A 22,744-nucleotide genomic window follows, 5' to 3' on the forward strand; every position below is an offset into this window, starting at 1 on the left:
CCATGCTGATGTAACCAAGGCTTTCTTAATTATGATGAAACATAAAGCAGCCCATACCCTCCGCTCGCCACTCAATACAAATATTTTTGAGGACGTGGTCGCTTTGCCGGCAGCTATTCTTAAACGATCTGCTGTAGATAATAATATCGAGTGGATGCAGCGATTTGCTGACCAATCATCGGTTTGTTTAGCCCCGCATGGGAAAACGACTATGGCCCCTGCTCTATTCAAACGCCAGCTTAAAGCAGGCGCTTGGGGTATCACAGTGGCAACTGCTTATCAGGCACAAATTGCAGCCCAGGCAGGGGCACGGCGTATCATTATCGCGAATCAATTACTGGGGCAAGCCAATATGGCTTTGGTCGCTGAGTTATTGGCCCAAGGATTGGATATTTATTGCTGCGTTGATAGTGTGACTAATGCCGAAACACTGGCGACCTTCTTTTTACAGCAACAGCTTGAATTAGCGTGCCTGGTAGAAATTGGCATTAGTGATGGCCGCTGTGGTGTGCGGGATCAAAAGCAAGCCAGACAGTTGGCCGAATCCATCCATGCACTAGAAGGTATACAACTGGCTGGGGTTGAGTTTTACGAGGGAGTGGCTAAAGATAAAGCATCGGTTGAGTCTTGGGTTCAACAAGCCGGGGGCTTTTGTCTTCAACTGCATGCTGATGGCTTATTGCAACACCATACGGCTCTGCTGACTGGTGCCGGCTCCGTCTGGTACGATGTAGTCGCTGAAAGCTTTGCACGATTAGCACTGCCAGACTTCATAACACCTGTGATTCGTCCAGGCTGCTACATCACACACGATCATCAATTATATCATCAAGCGCAGCAGCAGATTAAACAACGAAGTGCCCTCGCAATACAGCTTAACGGGGATTTAATCCCTGCACTGGAGCTGGTTGCTTTTATACAATCCATCCCAGAGAAAGGCAAAGCCGTTCTGGGGCTTGGCAAACGCGATGTCGCTTTCGATGCAGGACTGCCGCAAGTGATAGCCTTGTACCGTCATGGAAAAAAGCGAAACGTCGACTTACAGCACTGTGAAACCACCAAGGTCATGGATCAGCATGCATTTTGGCACTATAGCTCCGCGGTACAACCACAAGTGGGTGACATGGTTGTGCTAGGAAGCTCTCATCCCTGCTTGACCTTCGATAAATGGCGATGTATATGGTTGGTGGATGATGACTACCATCTACTCGAAACTATAGAGACATTTTTTTAGTCTCAGTATTAAAGTACTGGAGCCATTAGGTAAGCAGCTCGGGAAAGAGCCCGGAAAAATAGCGATTTACTTTCAATTTCTTCGATGGTCATGATACGAGAGCCATCGAAGTCGTCTTGAAAGATCTGTTCCAGTTGCTGATTTGGCTCTTCACCGCCTATCAGGGCCGTGATCTCAAAATTTAACCGGAATGAACGATTGTCCAGATTCACCGTGCCGACACTGCTTAGATGATGATCAATCAGAAAACTCTTAGCATGCAGTACCCCATCCTGATAACGGTGTATTTCAATGCCAAGCTCAATGAGTGGAGCGACAAATGCATAGGCGGCGAGATAGACCAAATAGTTATCGGTGCGCTCAGGGATCAGGATCCGCACATCTACGCCGCGTAGTGCAGCAAGCTTAAGAGCAGACAGTACGCCTTCATCAGGCACAAAGTATGGGCTGGAAATCCAAAAACGCTCGGCTGCGCTGTTGATCACATGCTGCATCATCAAACTGGCAGTTTCATGGCGATCAGCGGGCCCGGAAGGGAGAATCAAAATAGGCAAGTCTCCCTTTTCAGATACCACCGGCTCCCAGTTTAATTCAGGGATCACCTCACTGGCCCAATGCCAATCCTCAACAAAGGACAACTGCACACTCATGACCGCAGGACCACTGATTTTTAAATGGGTATCGCGCCAATTTCCATAGCGTAGACTTTGCCCTAAATACTCATCACCGATATTGGCACCACCAAGCCAAGCATGCTTACCATCTGTGATCACCAGTTTACGATGGTTTCGGAAATTCAACTGGAAACGATTACCCGGCCCCTTGGTGGAGTGGAAAGGCCGAACCTTAACCCCTGCCTGTTCCAGTTGACGCAGATAATGACGCCCCAACCGATAACTACCAATCTCATCGTACAACAGATAGACCGGCACCCCTTGTTGCGCTTTATCAATCAGCGCTTGCTGAAACTGCTGGCCAATTTCATCATTACGAATAATGTAATACTGCGCTAAAACATAATCTTCAGCCTCGCGGATGCCCGCAAATATACTGTCAAACTTTTGTTGGCCATCCACCAGATACTCAATGTGATTGCCCGTCAAAAATGGCATTTTTGCCAAAGACTCGACCGCCTGCATATTGCCGCGAATGCGACTATTATGAAGTTGAAAACGATCAACGGTAGACATTTTGAGCTGATGTTTTAGCCAAAGATCAGAATCAGTTTCTCGACGGGAAATGATATAACCTTGGAATTTTGGTCGGCCAAAAATCCAGTACACGGGTACAGAAACATAGGGAAAGGTATTGAGTGAAATGATCCAGGCAATACTGCCTTGAGAGGTACGCGATGACATCAACGCATCTAAAGAAGATAAAGCACCAAGAATATGAAACATCAGTAAAATAGCAACTGCAAAACGTCGTCGTTTACTCAGCACAGGAACACCTGGAATAGCAGGTAAAGGCTTACCCGCTAATTGACGGATCAGAGCTGAGATTTTTTTAAACATAGTAACGAATGCTGTATCCTACCTATTTGGCAACAAAGCGATACTATAGCAGTTAAACATTTGGGACAACAAAATAAGCAGAAAGAGCTCAGGCTGACTTACGCAGCAATGGTTGTATAGGACGTAAACGTGAATTGAGTATGCGCAAGACGGTTCCAGCAGCAATGACTTTACCGGTTAAACTACTTACCTCCTCCAGCAACAGGCACTCTGCACAATCAGCATCGGTTTGCAGAATTAAAACCTTCACCAACTGCTGACCAACCAGTTCCGCTATTTGCAAGGGTTGCACACTTTTACTGTTAGCAATGTCGGCAAAATACCAGCTTTTGTGTCCTTGTGGACGCATAAAATTTAATGCCGCTAATCCTGTCAGGGTAAAGTACAACTGCTGTTCATTAGTTAGTCCAGTCTCCGCTAAAGCTTCAAGCATCAGCCAATAGTGCTCAGCATCTTGCATGGTAAAAGCCTGAGCAGATTGCGGCAGCTGCAGCAAGTGAGAAGAAAATGGAACAGGGAATGCTAACTCAGTATTGATATCCAGCACCAATTGATTCCGCTCAGTGCAATGGTACCAGCTCCAGCGTTCAGTGGGTGACAACATAGGATATCCCTAAGTAATTAGAATGATTGATCATTTGGTACAAGTATAACAAGTTATGATCAAAGTGAAATTCGAATTTCATCTAACAAAAAAGGATCCTGTCAGGATCCTTATAAGCAACTATGGATCCGATTAGATCGCTTGAATGATCTCTTTAAGTAAGCCCGGCCCTCGGTAGATAAAGCCCGTGTAGCATTGGACTAAATTTGCACCGGCATCTATTTTTGCTTTTGCCGAAGCCCCATCTACAATGCCGCCCACGCCGATCAAAGGAAAGTCTGCACCCAGAGCCTGACGAAGCTGCTGTAATACTTCAGTACTTTTTTGCTGGACAGGTAAGCCACTCAGTCCACCCGACTCTTCTGCATATTTTTGCCCTTGAACCAAGCTGCGATCTAAAGTGGTATTGGTAGCAATAGCCCCATCCATTTTGTTCCGTAGCAACGCCTGAGCGACCTGCTGAACTTCAGAACCGTCCATATCCGGTGCAATTTTAACAAAAATAGGTACATACTTATCAAATTGAGCCTGCAAATCCAGCTGCTCATGGCGTACCGTCTGCAATAAATCATCGAGCGCATCACCATACTGCAACTCACGTAGTCCGGGCGTATTCGGTGAAGATATATTGACAGTAATATAGCCTGCATGCGCATATACTTTTCGCATGCAATGCACATAATCGTCTTTGCCTTGTTCGTTTGGCGTGTCTTTATTCTTACCAATATTGATACCCAGCACCCCTTGATAACTGGATTTTTTAACATTATCTACCAAATAATCCACGCCTTTATTGTTAAAGCCCATGCGATTTATGATGGCCTGAGACTGCGGTAAACGAAAGATCCGTGGTTTATCATTACCTGCTTGAGGCCTTGGGGTCACAGTGCCTACTTCAATAAAGCCAAATCCCATCTGACCAAACGCATCGATGCAATCCGCATTTTTATCCAAGCCGGCTGCCAGACCAATCGGGTTATCAAACTGAATGCCGGCTACCGTCACGGGCTTGGCTTCTAATTGCTGACGCCAGGCTATGGCAAACGGAGTATGCGCTAATCGTTTCAATGAACCTAAGGCAAGGTTGTGTGAGCGCTCAGCATCACAGGCAAACATCAGGGAACGGGCAAGTGGATAAAACATCTGCAAAGACTCCAATCAGCTACAAAAACCCCGGCTCAAGGCCGGGGTTGTATTTTAACTGCTCTTGCAGTTATTTGACAGGCTCACAGTGATGACTAAGTAACATCAATTCACGCAAAGCGACTGAGAACTTAGCAAACTCATGGCTTTTGGTCGTTTTAAATTCAGCCAGCATCATTCTCCAGCGTTCAAGAAGCGCATCGTGCTCATCCAGCCAATTTTGGATCACTGACTCTGCATCACAAGCACCACCACAGCTACGCACCACCACAGCCGCTAAGGCGCGTTGCTGCCAGTCCAGCTCTTCGCGGTAACTGGCACGTGCCAATGCTTGCCAATGATTCGCCACCGGTTGCTGGGTAATTTGTTCCAGGAACCAGTGCAGATCCAAACGATCGCCTAGTTTAAAGTAAATTTCCGAAACCAATGGCAGACTGGTTTGCTCTGCATCGGCAACCTGAGCAATATCCATCACTGAGAACACGGTGCTCAGATAAGCAAGGAACTGCGCAGTTTCGGCTGGGATCCCCTGCTCCTGATAACTTTTCTTGTTGCGATCCAGCTGAGCCATTTCCTTTTCTGCCATGTAGTTGGCCAGATTAGCCGAAAGCTCTTTAAACGACGGCTTGAAGAAGTCGAGCGTTTGCTGAATATCCAGTGCTTTATTGCGATGGCGAAGGAACCAACGAGTGGCTCGGCGTAAGATGCGACGTAACTGGAATTGCAACTTGGTTTGTAAGCTGGCAGGAATCTTATTATCCAGTTGCTGCAAAATCTCCCAGTGATGCGGAATATCGAGCAAATCACGCGCCATGGCATAACACAACATCAACTCACCGATAGAGCTCCCAGTCTCTTCACTCATGCGCTGAGCAAAGTTTGGCCCCATTTCGTTCACCAGTATATTGGCCAACTTGGTCGCAATGATTTCCCCTTTCAGCGGATGCTGCTCCATTTGTTTACTGTATTTTTTCTGCAGTAAATCCGGGAACGCTTTAAATAGCAGCTGCTTAAAGTATGGGTTATCGTATATTTCCGGTAACACCAACTGTTCTTTCAACACCATCTTGCCATAAGCAGTTAGAATAGAAAGCTCAGGTCGTGTTAAGCCCATGCCTTTTGCCATACGATCAGATAGTTCATCATCTGAAGGCAAAAACTCCAGCTCACGGTTCAACTTGCCTTCTTTTTCCAGCGTATGAATAAAACGCGTGTATTCTTTCAGTTGATCCGCACCCAATAAACCTGAAATGGAAATACTTTCGGTTTGTTGGTAACAGTCTTCAATCACTAAGCTCGCCACATCATCGGTCATATCGACCAGCAGTTTATTGCGCTGCTTCAAGGTTAAATCACCGGCAGCAACCAGTGTATTGAGCAAAATCTTAATATTAACTTCGTTATCAGAACAATCGACGCCGCCAACATTATCGATAAAGTCAGTATTAATGCGACCGCCTTGTGCAGCATACTCAATTCGTCCGCGTTGAGTGGCACCTAAATTGCCACCCTCACCAAAGATTTTAGCGCGGAACTCATTGCCATTTAATCGCAATGCTTCAGTGCCTCGATCGCCGACTTCCGCATGGCTCTCGCCGCTTGCTTTCATGTAAGTACCGATACCACCATTCCAAATCAGATCCACTGGCATGGCAAGACAGGCACGGATCAACTCGGTTGGTGTCATTGTAGCTTTGCTGGTACCCAGCATTTTTTTCATTTGCGGCGTGAGCTTAATCGATTTCGCACTGCGTAAGAAAATACCACCGCCTTCAGAAAGTAAGGACTGATCGTAATCTTCCCAGGTTGAGGATGGCAGATTGAACATCCGTTCGCGCTCTTTGTAAGAACTTGCTGAGTCCGGTGTAGGATCAATAAAGATATGCATGTGGTTAAAGGCAGCTTGCAAGCGAATATGTTTCGATAGCAACATGCCATTTCCAAACACATCACCGGCCATATCGCCGATAGCGACACAGGTAAAATCAGTCGTCTGACAATCCACACCTATTTCCCGGAAGTGACGTTTCACCGACTCCCAGGCACCACGTGCGGTAATACCCATGCCTTTGTGATCGTAACCATTCGAGCCACCAGAGGCAAAAGCATCGCCCATCCAGAAACCATACTCTTCAGAAATACCATTGGAAATATCTGAGAAAGTAGCCGTACCTTTGTCGGCAGCAACCACCAGATAGGCATCGTCTTCATCCAAACGCACCACATCTTTTGGCGGTACAATCTCGCCTTTAATGATGTTATCGGTAACATCCAACAAACCACGAATAAAGGTACGGTAACAATTTTTGCCTTCGTTGATAAAGGCTTCCCGCCCACCGGTTTCGGGCAGTTTTTTACAAACAAAGCCCCCTTTGGCACCAACGGGGACAATCACGGTATTTTTCACCTGTTGCGCTTTCACCAGGCCTAGTACTTCGGTGCGGAAATCTTCGCGACGATCCGACCAGCGTAAGCCACCACGTGCTACTTTACCAAAGCGTAAATGTACGCCTTCTACCCGCGGCGAATAGACAAAAATTTCATAGGCTGGCACTGGCAACGGAATATCTGGGATCAAATCAGGTTTGATCTTCATCGAGATATACGGCTTTTCAACGCCTTGCTGATCAGGCTGGAAGTAGTTGGTACGAAGAATGGCATTCACCACTTCGACAAAGCGACGAATAATACGATCATCATCCAGATTGGCTACATGCTCCAACTGCTCTGAAATCTCTTGCTCCAATTTCTCTATAGCTTTGGCACTGACTTTTTCTGTTGGTGAAAACTTGCCATTAAAGAGCTGAACAATCAGTCGAGCAAGTTGTGGGTACCGGCTGAAGGTACTCTCAATATAGCTCTGGCTGAACGTACCGCCAATCTGGCGTTTGTACTTCGCAATGGCCCTTAGCAGTGCAGCTTCGCGCCCCGTTAAGCCTGCCGCTAAGATTAAGCGGTTAAAGCCATCATCTTCCAACTCACCAGCCCATACCTTAGCAAAAGAGCTTTGAAAGCCCTGCTGTGCTTGTTCAAAATCGTGCGTTAATTCACAATTTAATTCCATGGTGAAATTTAGGATCCAGCTGACACTTCCTGCAGGGCAACGCACTGAGTAAGGCGTTTCACCAATCACACGCAAGCCGAAGTTTTCCAGCATCGGCAACACGTCGGATAAATGAATCGGCTTGTCTTTATGGAACAGGTTTAAACGTACAGCCTTACTGTTCGTTTTTTCTTCTTGCGGCTGATAAAACAGCATCTCAAGCGTATGATCTTCATTAAGTGCTTCAATTTTACCGATATCAACCAGAGCATCGTTTGGCAGCATTTCTTCTTTATAGCCGCGCGGGAAGGCATTGACATATTTTCGAGCCAACTCTCGCCCTTTCGCTTCGCCATAAACACCAACCAAAGCAGATTCGAGTTTATCTTCCCAGGTACGGGCGGCTTCTATCAGATTGCGTTCAATTTCTTTCACATTTAGCTCGACATGATTATCGTTAATTCGAATGATGTAGTGAGTTCTCGCCAATACCGACTCAGAAAAGAAGGTGGTAAACTCAACCGGTTCGTCAGTACGAAGAGATTGCTGGAAAATAAGCTGGGTATCTTTTCGTAACTGCGTGTTGTATCGCTCTCGTGGTACATACACCATGGCAGAAACGAAGCGACCAAAGGTATCTTTACGCATGAAAACCCGGGTCATATCTCGCTCTTGCATCTGCAACACACCCATAGCTACATCCAGCAAGTCATCTGCCGTTGCCTGAATCAGCTCGTCTCGTGGGTAGGTTTCAAGAATATTAAGCAGTGCTTTATAAGCATGGGTACCAACGGTAAATTCAGATAACTCCATCACCTGAGCAAGCTTAGATTTTAGCAATGGAATATCACCAGCACTATTGTTGTACAGGGTGGCCGAGTACAAGCCAATAAAGCGATGCTCACCAATCACCTCGCCCTTGTCATTAAATTGTTTTACACCAACGTAATCGATGTACGCCGGCCGATGCACCCGGGACTTATGATTGGTTTTTGTCAGGATCAATAACGATTGATCCAGTGCCTGATGACGAGCATGCTCAGGCAGCTCAGATAACATCAGGTCTTTGGAGTCTGCGCGACGCATTAAACCCAGTGCGCTGTCCTGCACACCTTCAATACGATAATCGCCCTTAACAGGCTTAATCTTATATTCGCGATAACCAAGAAAAGTAAAGTTGTCTTTTACCAGCCAATTCAGGAAATCAATATGATCCTTGCGCTGATTGGTTTTGTCTTTATCGCTCGACTTCGGTAAGTGCTGGATCACTGTTTTTAGTTTTTCGCGCACTTGTTGCCAATCTTGCACCGATAACGAAACATCTTCCATCACGGAATGCAGCTCTTGAGTCAATTGCTCTACAGCTGCTTTGTCTGTTTGGCGATCAATCTCAATATGAAAGACGGTTTGTTTGGTATCTGCCGCACTTTTTGCGCCTAACTTATCAAAGTCAGTAATGGCACCTTGCTCAGAGCGCTTCGCTTGTAATGGCATATGGACAAAGAAATGGGCAGAGATATTTTGACGCGTGAGAGCCATGCGGACAGAATCAACCAGAAAAGGCATATCATGCACCACTATCTCGACAATGGTGTGTTTAGACTCCCAACCATGACGGCTAATTTCTGGATTAAACACTCGAATTTCAGCACCGTCTTGATGCTTGTTATTAAATGTTTTCCACAAACTTAAAGCGGCGCCATACAAATCACTATCGTTGCGTCCGATGAGATCCTCGCTGGCAATACTGCCATACAAGATAGTAGCGAACTTCGCCACCAGTTCAGGTTGCTCTTTCACTTTTTGTTGAATTAATTTTTTTACGTTTTGTAGTAGTACAGAAGGTTGACCGTCTATCAGTGCCATTTTCATATCCTTTATTTACGTCATGACGCTAAGGGCATGATTCAACTTACACGAACTTACGTGTTAGCTGCGAAGTGTAGCCAGTATTGTAGCGGTTTTCGAGCTTTATTTCAGCGTTTCCCACTGGTGCAACCAGTGGTTTCAATTAGTTATGACAACTTATGCATTTCGTCTAAATAGAAAATGGCCTTTCGGCCATTTTCGTGTTTAGTCATGCAAAAAGTTTTTTAGCAACTTCGTCATTTATTCTTAGGCCAGAAGAAGGCAGCTAAGGCAGGAAGCACCAAAATAGCGCCCAGCATATTCACCAAGAACATAAAGGTCAGTAATATCCCCATATCCACTTGAAATTTAAGTGCTGAGAAGACCCATGTACTCACCCCAATCGCTAAGGTAACCCCGGTAAAGAGCACCGCACTACCACGCTCTTTTAATGCTTCGTAATAGGCCTGACGCATCGGAACTCGATCTTTAAGCATCTGGCTCATGCTTGAGACGATATAAATACCATAATCAACACCAATACCTACACCCAATGCAATCACCGGCAAGGTTGATACCGTCAAACCGATCTGCAACAAGGTCATTAATGCCATCGCCATCATAGAGACCACATACAAAGGGATAACCACAGCCGCGGTAGCTCGACCAGAACGGAAGCTTAACAGACATAATATGATGACCGCACCATAGACATACCACATCATTGGACGCTGTGCAGCGGAAACCGCTTCATTGGTTGCAGCCATAACCCCCGCCGGACCTGATGCCAGCATAAATCGAGTATCATCATCACCCAGCTCAAGCGCTAACTTTTTAGCTTCAGCGACCACCCGGCTTAATGTTTCAGCTTTGTGATCTTCAAGGAATAACATGATAGGCATGACAGAGCAGTCACGGTTCAATAAGCCACTGCTGGTTTCAACCTGAGCGGAAGCCTGCACCAGACTTTGTGTATTGCGTGGCAATACCCGCCATTTGACATTGCCTTCGTTGTAACCTGCATTAATGCTTTTCGCGACCGATGCAAGTGACACACCTGATTGCACACCAGGTACATTGACCATTTGCCATTGAAAGTCATCAATACGCTGCATGATGTCATGATGAGTACAAGCATTCGGTACCGTTTCAACCATGATGTTGATGTAATCAACGGTTATAGCAAAGCGATCCGTGATTAAAAAGGTATCCTGGTTGTAGCGTGAATGCTCATGCAACGCTGGAGCACCAGCATGCAAATCACCTATTTTCAGCTGCTGGCTTTGAATACTGGCAGCTATAAATAACAAGGTAGTGATCACCAACACAACAGCAGCAACAGGTTTCGTTGCAACCGCTGACAAATGATGCCATACCCGATCCGCAGTTGGGCTACCTAAAGCGGCACGTTGTTGATATTTTTTGCTAAATCGGACATACGACATCAACACCGGCAGTAAAATTAAGTTGGTTAAAATAATCACTGCCACCCCTAAACTGGCGGTAATCGCTAACTCACGAATAACACCAATTTCGATGGTCAGTAAGGTCAGGAAGCCAACAGTATCTGACAGCAACGCGACACCACCAGGTACCAAGAGCTTGCGGAAGCTCGATTGTGCAGCTGTCTTTGCATCCATTCCTGATGCAACTCGTTTGCCGGTGGAGTTAATCATCTGGACGCCATGACTTACGCCAATAGCGAACACAAGGAATGGCACGAGTATGGACATTGGATCAATACCAAAACCTATCACTGACAACAAACCCATTTGCCAAATGACAGCAATCAAGGAACACGCAATCGGCAACATCGTCAGCATTAACGAGCCAGAAAAGAAAAATACCATTACAGCAGTGATAGCAATGGCAATAGCAAAGAAGGTCAATACGCCTTTGGCACCTTCAGCAACATCACCTACCATCTTGGCAAAGCCAATGATATGAATACTAATGTCATCAGTTTCAAACTGGTTGCGGATTTCTTGTTCGAGGGTAGAAGCAAATTGTATGGTATCGACACGTTCGTTAGTGGAAGGATCAATTTCAAGAAGCTGCGCATTGATCATGGCGCAGCTGTAGTCATCAGCCACCATACGACCAACAATGCCCGCCTTTTCAACATTTTCTTTTACGCGAGCCAAGCCACGCTGATCTGGCACAAAGTCAGCAGGGATCACTGGCCCACCGGCAAAGCCATCCTCAACCACTTCGACAAAACGAGTACTCGGGCTAAAGAGTGAACGAACCTGAACCCGGTTTACGCCCGGAATGTAGTAGAGCTGATCATGAGTACGCCGCAGAGAATCAAAGAAATTGGCATTAAAAATATCGCCACTAGCATCGCACATGGAGACCAAAATATTGTTGGCCCCACCAAAATCTTGTTCATGCTTTACATAGGTATGCATGTACTCGTGCTGTAAAGGTATATTTTTACTAAAACCAGCATCCAACTGGATTTGAGTAGCTTTAAACAATAAATACAACGTGCCCAGTACAAAAAGTACTAACACAGCAGCCCGGTGACGAAACAGAGCATACTCTACTTTATTGATAATACGATTTAAACTCATACGTTATTCAGGCTTCTTCAAGTCTAGGATTTGGATACCCAGTTCAGTGACCAGGATCATGTTATCTTGATAAGGAACAGCATTAACGATAGGCCGCCCTTCAGCAGCAGTCATGGCACTAAATGATAGACCACCATCTGCGCTGGTTGCCCACAAGCCAGCGTTTCCCGATAGAAAGACAACATCATCAACCGTAATGATACTGTTAATGGTCGCTTGCGAGCTCAGGACGATTTCCTGCCAAGAGTCGCCTTCATCTTCGGTTAAAAAGATATGACCTCTTAGGCCAACAGCCAGCCAATGTTCAGAGCTAAGCATGGCTATATCAAATAAAGACCCATGGTAAAAGGCATCTTGCATTTCCCAATGCATACCAAAATCTTCACTGATGGCAAAAAAGCCCGCCTCTCCAACCATTAAAAGTAGATCATCATCTCGATACAGGCGATTAAAGTGAGGAAATATTGCACTTAACTCCAGAGCGTACAATTCAGGATCGTCATCTTTAAGCTCTAACAAATAATCTTGTTCATCTTCATCAAGCAACTCAATGTGAGACTCACTCTGCCAGCTTTGACCACCATCCTGAGTCCGAAATAGTAAACCGTAAGCACCTATCGCAAGTCCGTGGTAAGTATCTTTAAATACAATATCCAGCAGCGGCTTATCTAACTCTGGAGCAAACTGTTGCAACTGCCAACTTTCGCCGCCATCCGCACTATGCACGATGCTGGCATCATGACCGACGGCCCAGCCATATCGATCATCAATAAAATACACGGCAGTTAAATTCGAGCGAACAGGAACGTCTGCTTGCTGCCAGACAACACCATCATCACTCCAAATAATATGACCTCGCTCCCCTACTGCAACCAACCGATTATTTTCCAGCACCACAATATCTGTTAACAACGATTGAGCTGCTAATACCGCTTTCACAGCAGGCTGAGGCTGTGGTGAAGCGTATCCTTTAGCCATTGGAAATAGTGCAATCAGGCATACCACAAAGGAACGGAAGTGACAGGCAAATTTCATGAAATATCATCTCGATAGTAATGGAAAACGGCTGAACCAGTCAGCCGTTTTGCTTCGGGCTACTGCAGTTTAACGAACGCCTTCACGGCGCAATGCTGCAGGAGTAAAGTCATTATCATTTAGTGTAACAGAGAAATCGTACATCCGATCTTCGTTATCAAGGCCAAGGGCTATGTAACGACGAGAATTCAGATCATGATAGACTTCTAATGTACTCCAGTGCGTGGGCACTTCGTAGTAATTCAAACCATGAGCAAAAGCGACCCGGTACAAATCGCCACGGTTGTCATACAAATCAGCAACATGGATCTGCCAGCTATCTTCATCAATGTAGAAAACGCGCTTGCCATAAACATGGCGCATACCATCTTTTAGCGTCGCTTCCACAACCCAGACCCGATGACGCTCATAGCGTGTGTGCTCAGGATTAATATGACCCGGCATCAGAATATCGCTGTAGCTCAAATCATTGCTATGCAACTTATAGCTGTTGTACGGAATGTACATTTCTTTTTTGCCTTTCAGCTCCCAATTATAACGATCGGGTGAGCCGTTAAACATATCGAAATCATCGGTAGTACGTAAACCATCCGATGCGGTACCTGGTGCATCATACGCTACATTTGGTGCACGACGCACCCGGCGCTGTCCTGTATTGTAGGTCCACGCTTGACGTGGGGTTTGAATTTGGTCCATGGTTTCATGGACCAGCAAGGCCGTACCGGCAAGGCGAGCTGGTGACGTGACACTTTGCTTAAAACGAAACAAAATGTTTTCTGCCATCAGGGTTTCAGGCGTCGCATCTGGATGCGAATACTTAAACATGATTTGTTCATCAAAGCCGATAAAGGTAAATGCACCACTCGCTGTTGGTGCTGCTTGACCACCATTTCGAGTAGCAGCAACGCCACGATAACGCACGATATGATTCCAAATCGCCTCTAAACCATTGCTTGGGATCGGAAATGGAATGCCAATAGCCGCATTGGCCAAGCCGTTACCATTTTCGACCAACTCAGCTTCAGTAGCAATTTGCTTGGTCGCATCATAGAAGTACTGAGGAAAAGACGCCGAACGGCGAGTTGGGTACACCGGCATACGAAATGTATCAGGATACAAATCAAATAGCGCCAGTTGGCCGGGGCTTAATGCATCTTTGTGTTCTTCAATATTGCTTTTATCAATAACAAACAAGACATCATCATCAGCAAATGGATCCGGGTGGTGATCGCCCGGAGTATAGCCTTCAGGTACAGTGAGAATACCGCCAGTCCACTCGGGGATTGTGCCATCGGCATTACCCGCACGTTCTGCACCAACAGGTGTTAAATCAGCATTCAGACGAGCAGCTTGCTCTGGTGTAATTTTCGCCAAAGCACTGCAGCTAACGATCATGGCCACAGCTGAGGCCAGGAGGGTGAGTTTTTTCATAATCGTTCTCGTCCCTTAAATTGAGTATTTAATATTAAAAGAAACAAAATCACGGTCTGACAGGTTGTTGGTCGTACCCACACCACCCCAGAACCAGTTATAAGACAACTCGCCAGACCAACGGTTCAGATAGTCAAAACCAATGGTATAACCCAGCGATTTTCTGCCTTCAACAAACATGAACAAAGGATCGGGTGTAATGCCATTCACATCATGGGCAAAATTAAGCCGTTGTACCATGTTGACGCCAGAAAACACGTTGTTGTATTGAGCTTGGGCAAAGATCCGATAGCCCCATGCGGATGCTGTCGGGAAAGGATTCGGCTCAGGGCCATCAGATAAAGCGATATGTAGCCCTTCAGATGGTCCGTTATCACCAATCAAGGGAGCACCACTGCGATCGGTATTAGGGCCATTCAAGCGCAACACGCTTTGGTCTGGCATGCTATGAATTTTCACTGCACCGACTTCAGCAAGCATGGTGAAGTTATCGCTGCCCAGAGCAGGACCAAACAAGTGAGTAAAAGTCATTTGTGCTTGAGTGCTATCTCGCAGGATGAATCCCTGAGCATTCGCTCCGGGTTGCACCTTATTGCCGTCTTCACGACCCAATTGAGAAATACCTGCCAGCTCAGGACGCAACCCGGCATTAGCCAGTTGCTCAGGCATGCCAGCATATAGAATCTCAACATCATCGATTTGCAACGGTTCATCTCTACGATGTGCTATTTCACCAGCGACGGAGGTAGTACCGACCGTAGTATTAAAGCTAAAACCATACAATTGGATGTCTTCAGGGTATTCAAGTAAACCATGAGAGAACGCTTGTAACGAAGTAATATTGTGCTTATCTAGCTGACCAGCATTTTGTGCCAGAAAACCAATATCTGCACCGAGAGCAGCTTGTCTGAAATCAGACGCCTTACCGGAAATAACCGGCACACGACTATGATAATTCATGTAATAAACGGCAAACTCGGTATCATTCAACTGCGGCGCAAAGTATTCAAACTTCACCCCATACTGACCACCATTTTTAGGTTTAAGCTCACCTGCAGAACCATAAGGACGCAGTGCGACCTTGGTCGGATAGGCAAGATAGAGCTGAGCCGCTGTAGCCGGGTCAACCGCCCCGGTAGCGACCAGAGTACCGAGTTGATTTAGGTTTTGTAGCAGGAAGTCCAAATCAATATCCGGGTTACCAGCAAAACCTAACTGAATATTCTGAGTATGCCCACCTTGACCGGCAAAATCGTTGGTCGAAAAGTAAGTACCAGGTGATGGCAGGTAACTATTTTCCCAATCGTACTGATAAAAGAACTCGGTCGATAAATTGTCAGTCAGACCAACGGCAACCGTCAACATCCCTACTGGAATAAAGGCTTCTTTTAAATCAGCTCCGGGAGAGCGAAGAATACCGACATCAACCGGCGTAATATTAATACCATGTGGAATAAAGGTACTTTCACCCCAACTCAATACTTGCTGGCCAAGACGAATGGTCAATGGGTTCATACCATCGTTAAAGCTGAAATTACCGTATACGTAGGCATCGAGCAAACGAAAATCACGACAACTCAACTCGCGTGATCGTTTATCGTTACAAGGATCAACTTGTTGGCCAGACAGTGGGTTGGTGTATGCGTAATTGCTTGAGCGTTGGGCAAAATCATAAAAATACATGAAGCGAGTGAACAAACCAATGTTGTCTTTTCGAATAGACAAGTCATGGGTTCCTTTTAACATGCTACTGAACATGTCACCACGATCATAATTCAAGTTGCCTGCATCACCATTGCTGGAGTAGGCACCTGGTTGTTGCCAGATATCTGCAGCTGGATAGATGACATTGGTCGCTGCATTGTAACCGGTCCAGTCAAAACGAGGATGATTAACTTTACTGATTTGATCCCAATCTCGATCCTGGGCACGCCAACTTGCTCCATAGGAGAAGGTGGAATCAAATTGAATGTCTACATCACCTACCTGAAAGCTGGCGGCTTGTGCAGCACTGGCTGTTAACGCCAAAAGTGCGGAAGCCACCCCTAGCGCAATAGGCTTTTTAATAAAACGATTTGGCCTTTTATTCATTTGCAGTCTCCCCCCTGTCTATGCAGGTCATTGTTATTGTTTTACTCACTGGTCACTCCTCGGAGTTCAGCGCAGATAACTAAAATAATTACATCATTTTTAATGCTTCGCAAGGCTTCTCAACGCGTAAATCTGTTGATTTCTAGTTGTTTTTTGTATCTCTACACAAAATAGATAACAGAAAGCTTCCTCTTAGTTTAATCAGCATTTGAAAAAAACCAAACTTAATCACTAAGATGATGAAATTTATACTGAATACATCCCAAAGAATTAGGTGTTGTTTTAATCTGTCGTTTTAAGTATTCACTCTAACTATTTTTAACTAATCTGACCAGTTTACCATTGCTATCTAAAGTCAATGTAAAGAAGCCATGAATACCATCTCGTTGAATAAAGCGATGGAAGTGTTTTGCGGATATCTGGATCCGCTCCCCTGACACGGCAGTCACCACCAGTTTACGAAAGTGCCCTTGGTAATACTGCAGGCACTCATCTTTCGATAGGTGCATAACAAAATGATACTGGCGCATGCGACAATTTATCCAGACTCGAGAGCCTTGCTGACTTTTTCATACAGATCATCACTAATACTTGGTTGCTCAGCAAGCATTTGCAATGCATGTTTTATCAAGGACTGACGTCTTGGCTCATAGCGACGCCAAGAAAGTAATGGCGTGACTAAGCGAGCCGCTACTTGCGCATTGATTCCATCGAGCTTAATAAGCGTCTCCGTCAGGAGCTGATAACCTGCTCCATCCATCCGATGAAACTGCCCAGCATTTTGCATGGCAAACGCATGAAATACAGCCCGTACACGATTCGGATTTTGCCAACTGAAGCGAGGGTGTTGAACAAGTGTTTCCATCGTGTCTAGCACGGCTTTTGTTGGCAGCGATGCTTTTAAACTAAACCATTTATCCAATACCAACACATCGTGCTGCCATTGCTGCTCAAACTGCTGCATCAAGGGTTCAAACAGAGGATGCAGACTTTGTTGGGTACACTTTAATACCGCTAACCGATCGGTCATACCAACTGCTGAATGATACTGCGCTTCCAATAAGGCTCGACTCGCTTCATGGTGCCAACTCAAGTACTGCAAACATTGATTCTTCAAAGCACGTTTTGATGCATTTACTTCAGTATACGAACTAGCATCGGTATGATGTTGTTGGTAGCAAGTAAGCAACTTAGTGTAAAGTGCAGCAGAGATTTGTTGCTTAAAACTACTGATGGCAGTAAGAATATCGTCTACAGGGATCTGAGCGAAGGTTTCTGAAAAACTGGCGTAGTCAGGGACCTTCAATAACTCTGCAGTGAGCGCCAAATCATCGCTCGGTTGTTGCAACCACTCTCCTAGCAGATCGAGTAACGCAGCTGGCAGCGTAAAGCTATCTGGTCCAGCGATGTAAAGGCGTAGTTGCAGTTGCCAATAAGCTTGCAGCGCATCCCAGCGGGCAAAGCCATTGCTCGCTTCGCGGGCAATACGTAGTAGCTCGTCCTGATGATAATCATGACGTAACTTCACCGGCGCAGAGAAGTCTTCTAACAACACCGGCAGATCATCGGCATCAGCCTGATCAAACAGCAATTCCTGCCTGGCTTGTGTCATCATAAAAACCGACGAGGCTTGCGTTCGTTTTTTACTTAGTAATTGATAACGAATAGGTAAGAGGAGCGGTACCTTTTTGGCTTGATCTGCTGTTGCCGCGGTCTGTTGTTGGAGTGTGACGCGAAGTTGCCGGGTCGAGGCATCATAGGCACGTGTCATGCTAAGTTCAGGGGTACCCGATTGCTGATACCAACAACGAAAATGGCTTAAATCAGTCTCGGTAGCATCCTGCATAGCTTGCACAAAATCATCGCACGTCACCGCTTGCCCATCATGACGCTGAAAATACAAACGCATACCAGCCTGAAAGCCATCTTCACCCAACATGGTATGCAGCATCCGGATCACTTCAGCCCCTTTATCGTATACAGTAACGGTATAAAAATTATTCATTTCCATTACTTTCTCAGGGCGAATTGGATGGGCCATTGGGCTGGCATCCTCTGCGAATTGTGCGGTTCTTATCACCTGCACAGCCTGAATACGATTCACCGTAGGCGAGCCCATATCACGGCTAAACTCCTGATCACGAAATACCGTCAGGCCTTCCTTTAAACTCAACTGAAACCAATCACGACAAGTGACCCTATTTCCGGTCCAATTATGAAAGTACTCATGCCCAATGATCGATTCAATATTAAAGTAATCAGTGTCGGTAGCAGTTTCATCATTGGCCAGTACATACTTACTGTTAAATACGTTTAACCCTTTATTCTCCATGGCTCCCATATTGAAGAAGTCAACAGCGACCACCATATAAATATCAAGATCATACTCAAGACCAAAACGCTGCTCATCCCAGCGCATGGCACGCTTTAACGATTCAAGAGCAAAGCTTGCCCGATGCCCATTGCCTTTTTCAACATAAAAAACCAATGACACACTTTTGCCACTAACGGTGGTAAACGAATCAGACAACTGATCAAAATCACCGGCGACCAAAGCAAATAGATAACTGGGTTTCGGAAAGGGATCGTGCCAAATCACTTGCCGTTTACCATCTGAATTAATGAAGGATTCGATCTGGTTGCCATTCGCCAGCAGGTAAGGAAGTTGTTCTGCATCCGCGATGATGGTGGTGGTAAAGACAGCGAGCACATCAGGGCGATCGAGGTAATAGGTTATACGACGAAACCCTTCAGCTTCGCATTGTGTGCAGTAACTACCATTCGCAAAGTATAAACCTTCCAGCGCTGTATTATCCTGTGGACTAATTTCTGTGACGATCTGTAGCAAGAACTCGTCTTCAGCCACCTGCAAACGAAGCTTATCATCCGATACCTTAAAATCCTGCTCGGTGACTCGCTGCCCATTGCAATGCAACGAAATTAAATTGAGCTGCTGGCCATCCAGAACCAGCTCAGTTGCGGCCGGGTTTAATCGCTTAAACCGGGTCAGCGCCGTGACCCGGGTCTGATGCGTATCCAGCTCAAACGTAAGTTTAGTGGTCAGAATGGTAAAATCCGGTGAGGTGTAATCCGTCAGGCGTTTCACCTGACGATTGCTAGCTTCCAAAGACATAGAGGCTCCATTGAAAAGTCACTGTTCACTGTGTGTCTGGCTTGAGTAAAGTATATACCGAAGTCATTCTAATCGACGATTATCTAAAATAAATTCGGTCTGTTTACAACCACAAAAGGTAAGTAGAGGAAAGGCTGAGTAAGTGCACCCAGCCCCTTTTAGTTATGGACGTACATGCAACTCTTGCTGCACACTTTCAGGCGGCGTCAGCTTTAATATTTTGATGCCACAATAGGCATAAATGACCGCCAAAACTGGGTTAATCAAGTTAAAGAAAGCGTAGACGAAATAATCCAGCGGATTTACATTTAGCACACCATGCATATAAGCACCGCAGGTGTTCCACGGGATCAAAGGGCTAGTAATAGTACCGCCATCTTCTAGCGTTCTGGACAAGTTTACCGGAGCTAAACCACGGCGCTCATACTCCTCCTTGTACATCCGCCCTGGCATGACGATAGCCATGTATTGATCTGCCGTCAAAATATTGGTCGCAATACAGGTCGCAATGGTACTGGTGATCAACGAGCCGGTGCTATGGGCTGCTTTTAAAATCGATTGCACAAACTTACGCAACAAACCAATTTTCTCAATAACGGCCCCAAACATCATGGCAGCAAAAATCAGCCAGACAGTATTTAACATGCTAGACATACCACCACCGCTAAGCAAACTATTTAACTCATCAGAGCCGGTATCCAAGGCAAAACCATCAAACAAGGTCGCCCAAATCAACTTAAAGCTACCTAGCGCATGACTCAAATCGCCATCGACCAAATTGCGTAGCAGCTCTTGTTGGAAAAGAACCGCCCAAATACCACCTAACAAGGCACCAATAAACACAGTAGGAAATGCCGGGATCTTTTTAATCGCCATTGCCAATAAAACAAATAATGGAATTAAGGTCCAAAAACTAATAGCAAAGTGTTCCTGTAGGGTAGAACTGATCAGATTAATGTGGGCATCATCAGCACTCGGCGAACTATTTAAGCCAATTAAGGTAAACAAGATAATAGCAATAATAATGCTCGGAACCGTAGTCCATAGCATGTGCCTAATATGGGCAAATAACTCAGCGCCAGCAACCGCAGGTGCCAGATTTGTGGTTTCGCTAAGCGGTGAAATCTTATCGCCAAAATAAGCACCAGAAATGATAGCGCCAGCCGTAATGGCTGGAGACAATCCAAGCCCTGCGGCTACCCCAATCAAGGCAACACCAATAGTTGCAGCAGTAGTCCAGGAGCTGCCAATACTCATCGCAACAATGCCACACAAAATACAACTAGCTGCATAAAACCAGCTTGGGCTTAATAACTGCATGCCATAGTAAATTAAGGTGGGCACAGTACCAGCTAATAACCAAGTCCCTATCAAGGCCCCAACCGCCAATAAGATCAGTACGGCGCCTAACGATAGCGCAATGCCTTTGGTCATGGCTTTTTCAATATCCGCCCAACGATAACCGTTTTTAATACCAATCAATACAGCCACAGCAGAAGCGATAAATAAGGCGATTTGATTCGGACCATAGGATGAATCATCGCCAAACAAGTATACCGATGAAGACAGCAAAGATATCAGCACTACAATAGGTAACAGTGCATCGAGAAAGCTAGGATCTTTTATTTTATTATTCATTATAATTCCTAAGGATTAACGAAGCGAACGACCCCATCCAATACACCAATCAAGTGCAGGAAAACCACCGCCACAGCGATAGGCGTAAACCAGCGAATGGCAAAACGCCAAATGCCATACGCTAAGGCTGATGTGTTGAGTTCCTCTACAGTTACCTTGCGCTTCATGGTCCAGCCAACAAAAATAGCAACAGCAAGGCCGCCAAGTGGCAACATAATGGCCGACGTCAAGTAGTCAACCACTTCAAAATAACTACTCAGCGTTTTCCCAAAGATCGTAATAGTGAATGTTGCCCAACCAGCACCTGAGAACGAAAAGACCGTCAGCAAGCCAACCAACCATAGTGAACCACCAGTAGTAACTGTCGCCATCAAACGGCTCAGCCCTTTTCTCTCAACCAGCCAGGCTACAGTTGACTCAATCATCGCAATCGCTGACGTAAACGCAGCAAACACCAACATCACGAAAAATAAAGTGCCAAATAGGGTACCGAATGGCATCGAGCCAAAGGCTATAGGTAAGGTAACAAAAATTAGCCCTGGCCCTTCTGATGGCGTTAAGCCGTATTGGAACACCAACGGATAAATAGCCAAACCAGCGACGATAGCTACGCACGTATCCACCAGTGCAATCAACATGGATGTTTTAGCAATGGATACATTAGCAGGCAAATAAGCACCATAGATAATCATGGCACCAGAAGCCAAACTTAGCGTAAAAAAGGCATGTCCCAGAGCCAATAACACACCATTAATGGTTAATTTGGAAAAATCTGGTTTAAACATAAACTCAGCAGCTTCACCAAAAGCACCATTCATGCCGGAGTAAATTGCCATAATAGCCAATAAGACAAACAGCGACGGCATTAGGAAGTTGACGGCTTTTTCCAGCCCTTTATGAACCCCTTTTGCCACGACAAAGACAGTGACGAACAGAATAACAGCAGACCACGTCATTAATAGCCAGGGATCGGCAAGGTGAGCACCAAATTGCGCACCAATAGCATCCGCCGAAACATCACTAAAATCACCACGAGCGGTTTTAAAGACATAAGCCAAAGCCCAACCAGCAACGACGGCATAAAAAGATAGGATCAGGTAACTGGCAACCAAACCACTCCAGCCAGCAATTTGCCAACGAGTACTGGCATTTGCTTCCTGAGCAAGTGTTTTCACCGACAAACCAGGACTCTGACGTCCACGACGGCCAATCAGTACTTCGGACATCATGACGGGAATACCAATCAATACAATGCAAAGCAGATAGACCAGAACAAAGGCTCCTCCCCCGTTCTCTCCCATGATGTAAGGAAATTTCCAGATGTTTCCCAGGCCAACAGCAGCTCCGGTCGCAGCAAGAATAAACGCATAACGACTGGACCACTGGCCATGAATTGACTCACGTGCTCCCAACATAGACCAACCTTATCATTATTATTTTTTATCGTTATTATC

13 protein-coding genes are annotated in these 22,744 nt (G+C 45.7%); 1 reads left to right on the forward strand and 12 read right to left on the reverse strand.

Going from position 1 to position 22,744, the window contains the following annotated elements; all coding sequences use genetic code 11:
- Nucleotides 1–31 precede the first annotated feature (31 nt).
- Nucleotides 32–1,234 carry an alanine racemase gene (locus Q3O60_RS03535; protein WP_305892529.1) on the forward strand — a complete coding sequence of 401 codons (1,203 nt, stop codon included), beginning with the start codon at nucleotides 32–34 and terminating at the stop codon, nucleotides 1,232–1,234.
- 8 nt (nucleotides 1,235–1,242) lie between these two features.
- Here Q3O60_RS03535 and cls read toward each other — a convergent pair whose 3' ends face one another.
- From cls to Q3O60_RS03595, 12 genes are all read right to left on the reverse strand, one after another.
- A complete protein-coding gene (cls, locus tag Q3O60_RS03540; RefSeq protein ID WP_369812626.1) occupies nucleotides 1,243–2,634 on the reverse strand; it encodes a cardiolipin synthase in 1,392 nt (463 codons plus the stop codon).
- A gap of 202 nt (nucleotides 2,635–2,836) precedes the next feature.
- Nucleotides 2,837–3,352 carry a cell division protein ZapC domain-containing protein gene (locus Q3O60_RS03545; RefSeq protein WP_305892531.1) on the reverse strand — a complete coding sequence of 172 codons (516 nt, stop codon included), beginning with the start codon at nucleotides 3,350–3,352 and terminating at the stop codon, nucleotides 2,837–2,839.
- A gap of 132 nt (nucleotides 3,353–3,484) precedes the next feature.
- The gene (gene pyrD, locus Q3O60_RS03550; RefSeq protein ID WP_305892532.1) at nucleotides 3,485–4,495 is read right to left on the reverse strand and encodes a quinone-dependent dihydroorotate dehydrogenase; all 1,011 of its coding nucleotides are present in this window, start codon (nucleotides 4,493–4,495) and stop codon (nucleotides 3,485–3,487) included.
- A gap of 70 nt (nucleotides 4,496–4,565) precedes the next feature.
- A complete protein-coding gene (locus Q3O60_RS03555) occupies nucleotides 4,566–9,404 on the reverse strand; it encodes an NAD-glutamate dehydrogenase (protein ID WP_305892533.1) in 4,839 nt (1,612 codons plus the stop codon).
- A 239-nt stretch (nucleotides 9,405–9,643) separates the two neighbouring features.
- Nucleotides 9,644–11,962, reverse strand: a complete 2,319-nt coding sequence (locus Q3O60_RS03560; protein WP_305892534.1) for an efflux RND transporter permease subunit — start codon at nucleotides 11,960–11,962, stop codon at nucleotides 9,644–9,646.
- 3 nt (nucleotides 11,963–11,965) lie between these two features.
- Entirely contained in the window at nucleotides 11,966–12,997 is a 1,032-nt protein-coding gene (locus tag Q3O60_RS03565) for a WD40/YVTN/BNR-like repeat-containing protein (RefSeq protein WP_305892535.1), read from the reverse strand.
- A gap of 69 nt (nucleotides 12,998–13,066) precedes the next feature.
- Nucleotides 13,067–14,428 carry a DUF1329 domain-containing protein gene (locus tag Q3O60_RS03570; RefSeq protein ID WP_369812623.1) on the reverse strand — a complete coding sequence of 454 codons (1,362 nt, stop codon included), beginning with the start codon at nucleotides 14,426–14,428 and terminating at the stop codon, nucleotides 13,067–13,069.
- A gap of 15 nt (nucleotides 14,429–14,443) precedes the next feature.
- On the reverse strand, nucleotides 14,444–16,519 hold the full coding sequence (locus Q3O60_RS03575) for a DUF1302 domain-containing protein (RefSeq protein ID WP_305892536.1): 2,076 nt from the start codon (nucleotides 16,517–16,519) through the stop codon (nucleotides 14,444–14,446).
- Between the two features lie 308 nt (nucleotides 16,520–16,827).
- Nucleotides 16,828–17,049, reverse strand: coding sequence for a DUF2835 family protein (locus Q3O60_RS03580; RefSeq protein ID WP_305892537.1), 222 nt, complete (start codon nucleotides 17,047–17,049; stop codon nucleotides 16,828–16,830).
- 8 nt (nucleotides 17,050–17,057) lie between these two features.
- Nucleotides 17,058–19,652, reverse strand: a complete 2,595-nt coding sequence (gene pepN, locus Q3O60_RS03585) for an aminopeptidase N (protein WP_305892538.1) — start codon at nucleotides 19,650–19,652, stop codon at nucleotides 17,058–17,060.
- A gap of 162 nt (nucleotides 19,653–19,814) precedes the next feature.
- Nucleotides 19,815–21,290: a Na+/H+ antiporter NhaC gene (gene nhaC, locus Q3O60_RS03590; RefSeq protein WP_305892539.1), complete on the reverse strand. Its 1,476-nt coding sequence runs from the start codon at nucleotides 21,288–21,290 to the stop codon at nucleotides 19,815–19,817.
- 8 nt (nucleotides 21,291–21,298) lie between these two features.
- A complete protein-coding gene (locus tag Q3O60_RS03595) occupies nucleotides 21,299–22,705 on the reverse strand; it encodes a sodium-dependent transporter (protein WP_305892540.1) in 1,407 nt (468 codons plus the stop codon).
- Nucleotides 22,706–22,744: the final 39 nt, after the last annotated feature.

Origin of the sequence: Alkalimonas collagenimarina, from assembly GCF_030717845.1 — a bacterium.
GTDB classification, from domain to species: domain Bacteria; phylum Pseudomonadota; class Gammaproteobacteria; order Enterobacterales; family Alteromonadaceae; genus Alkalimonas; species Alkalimonas collagenimarina.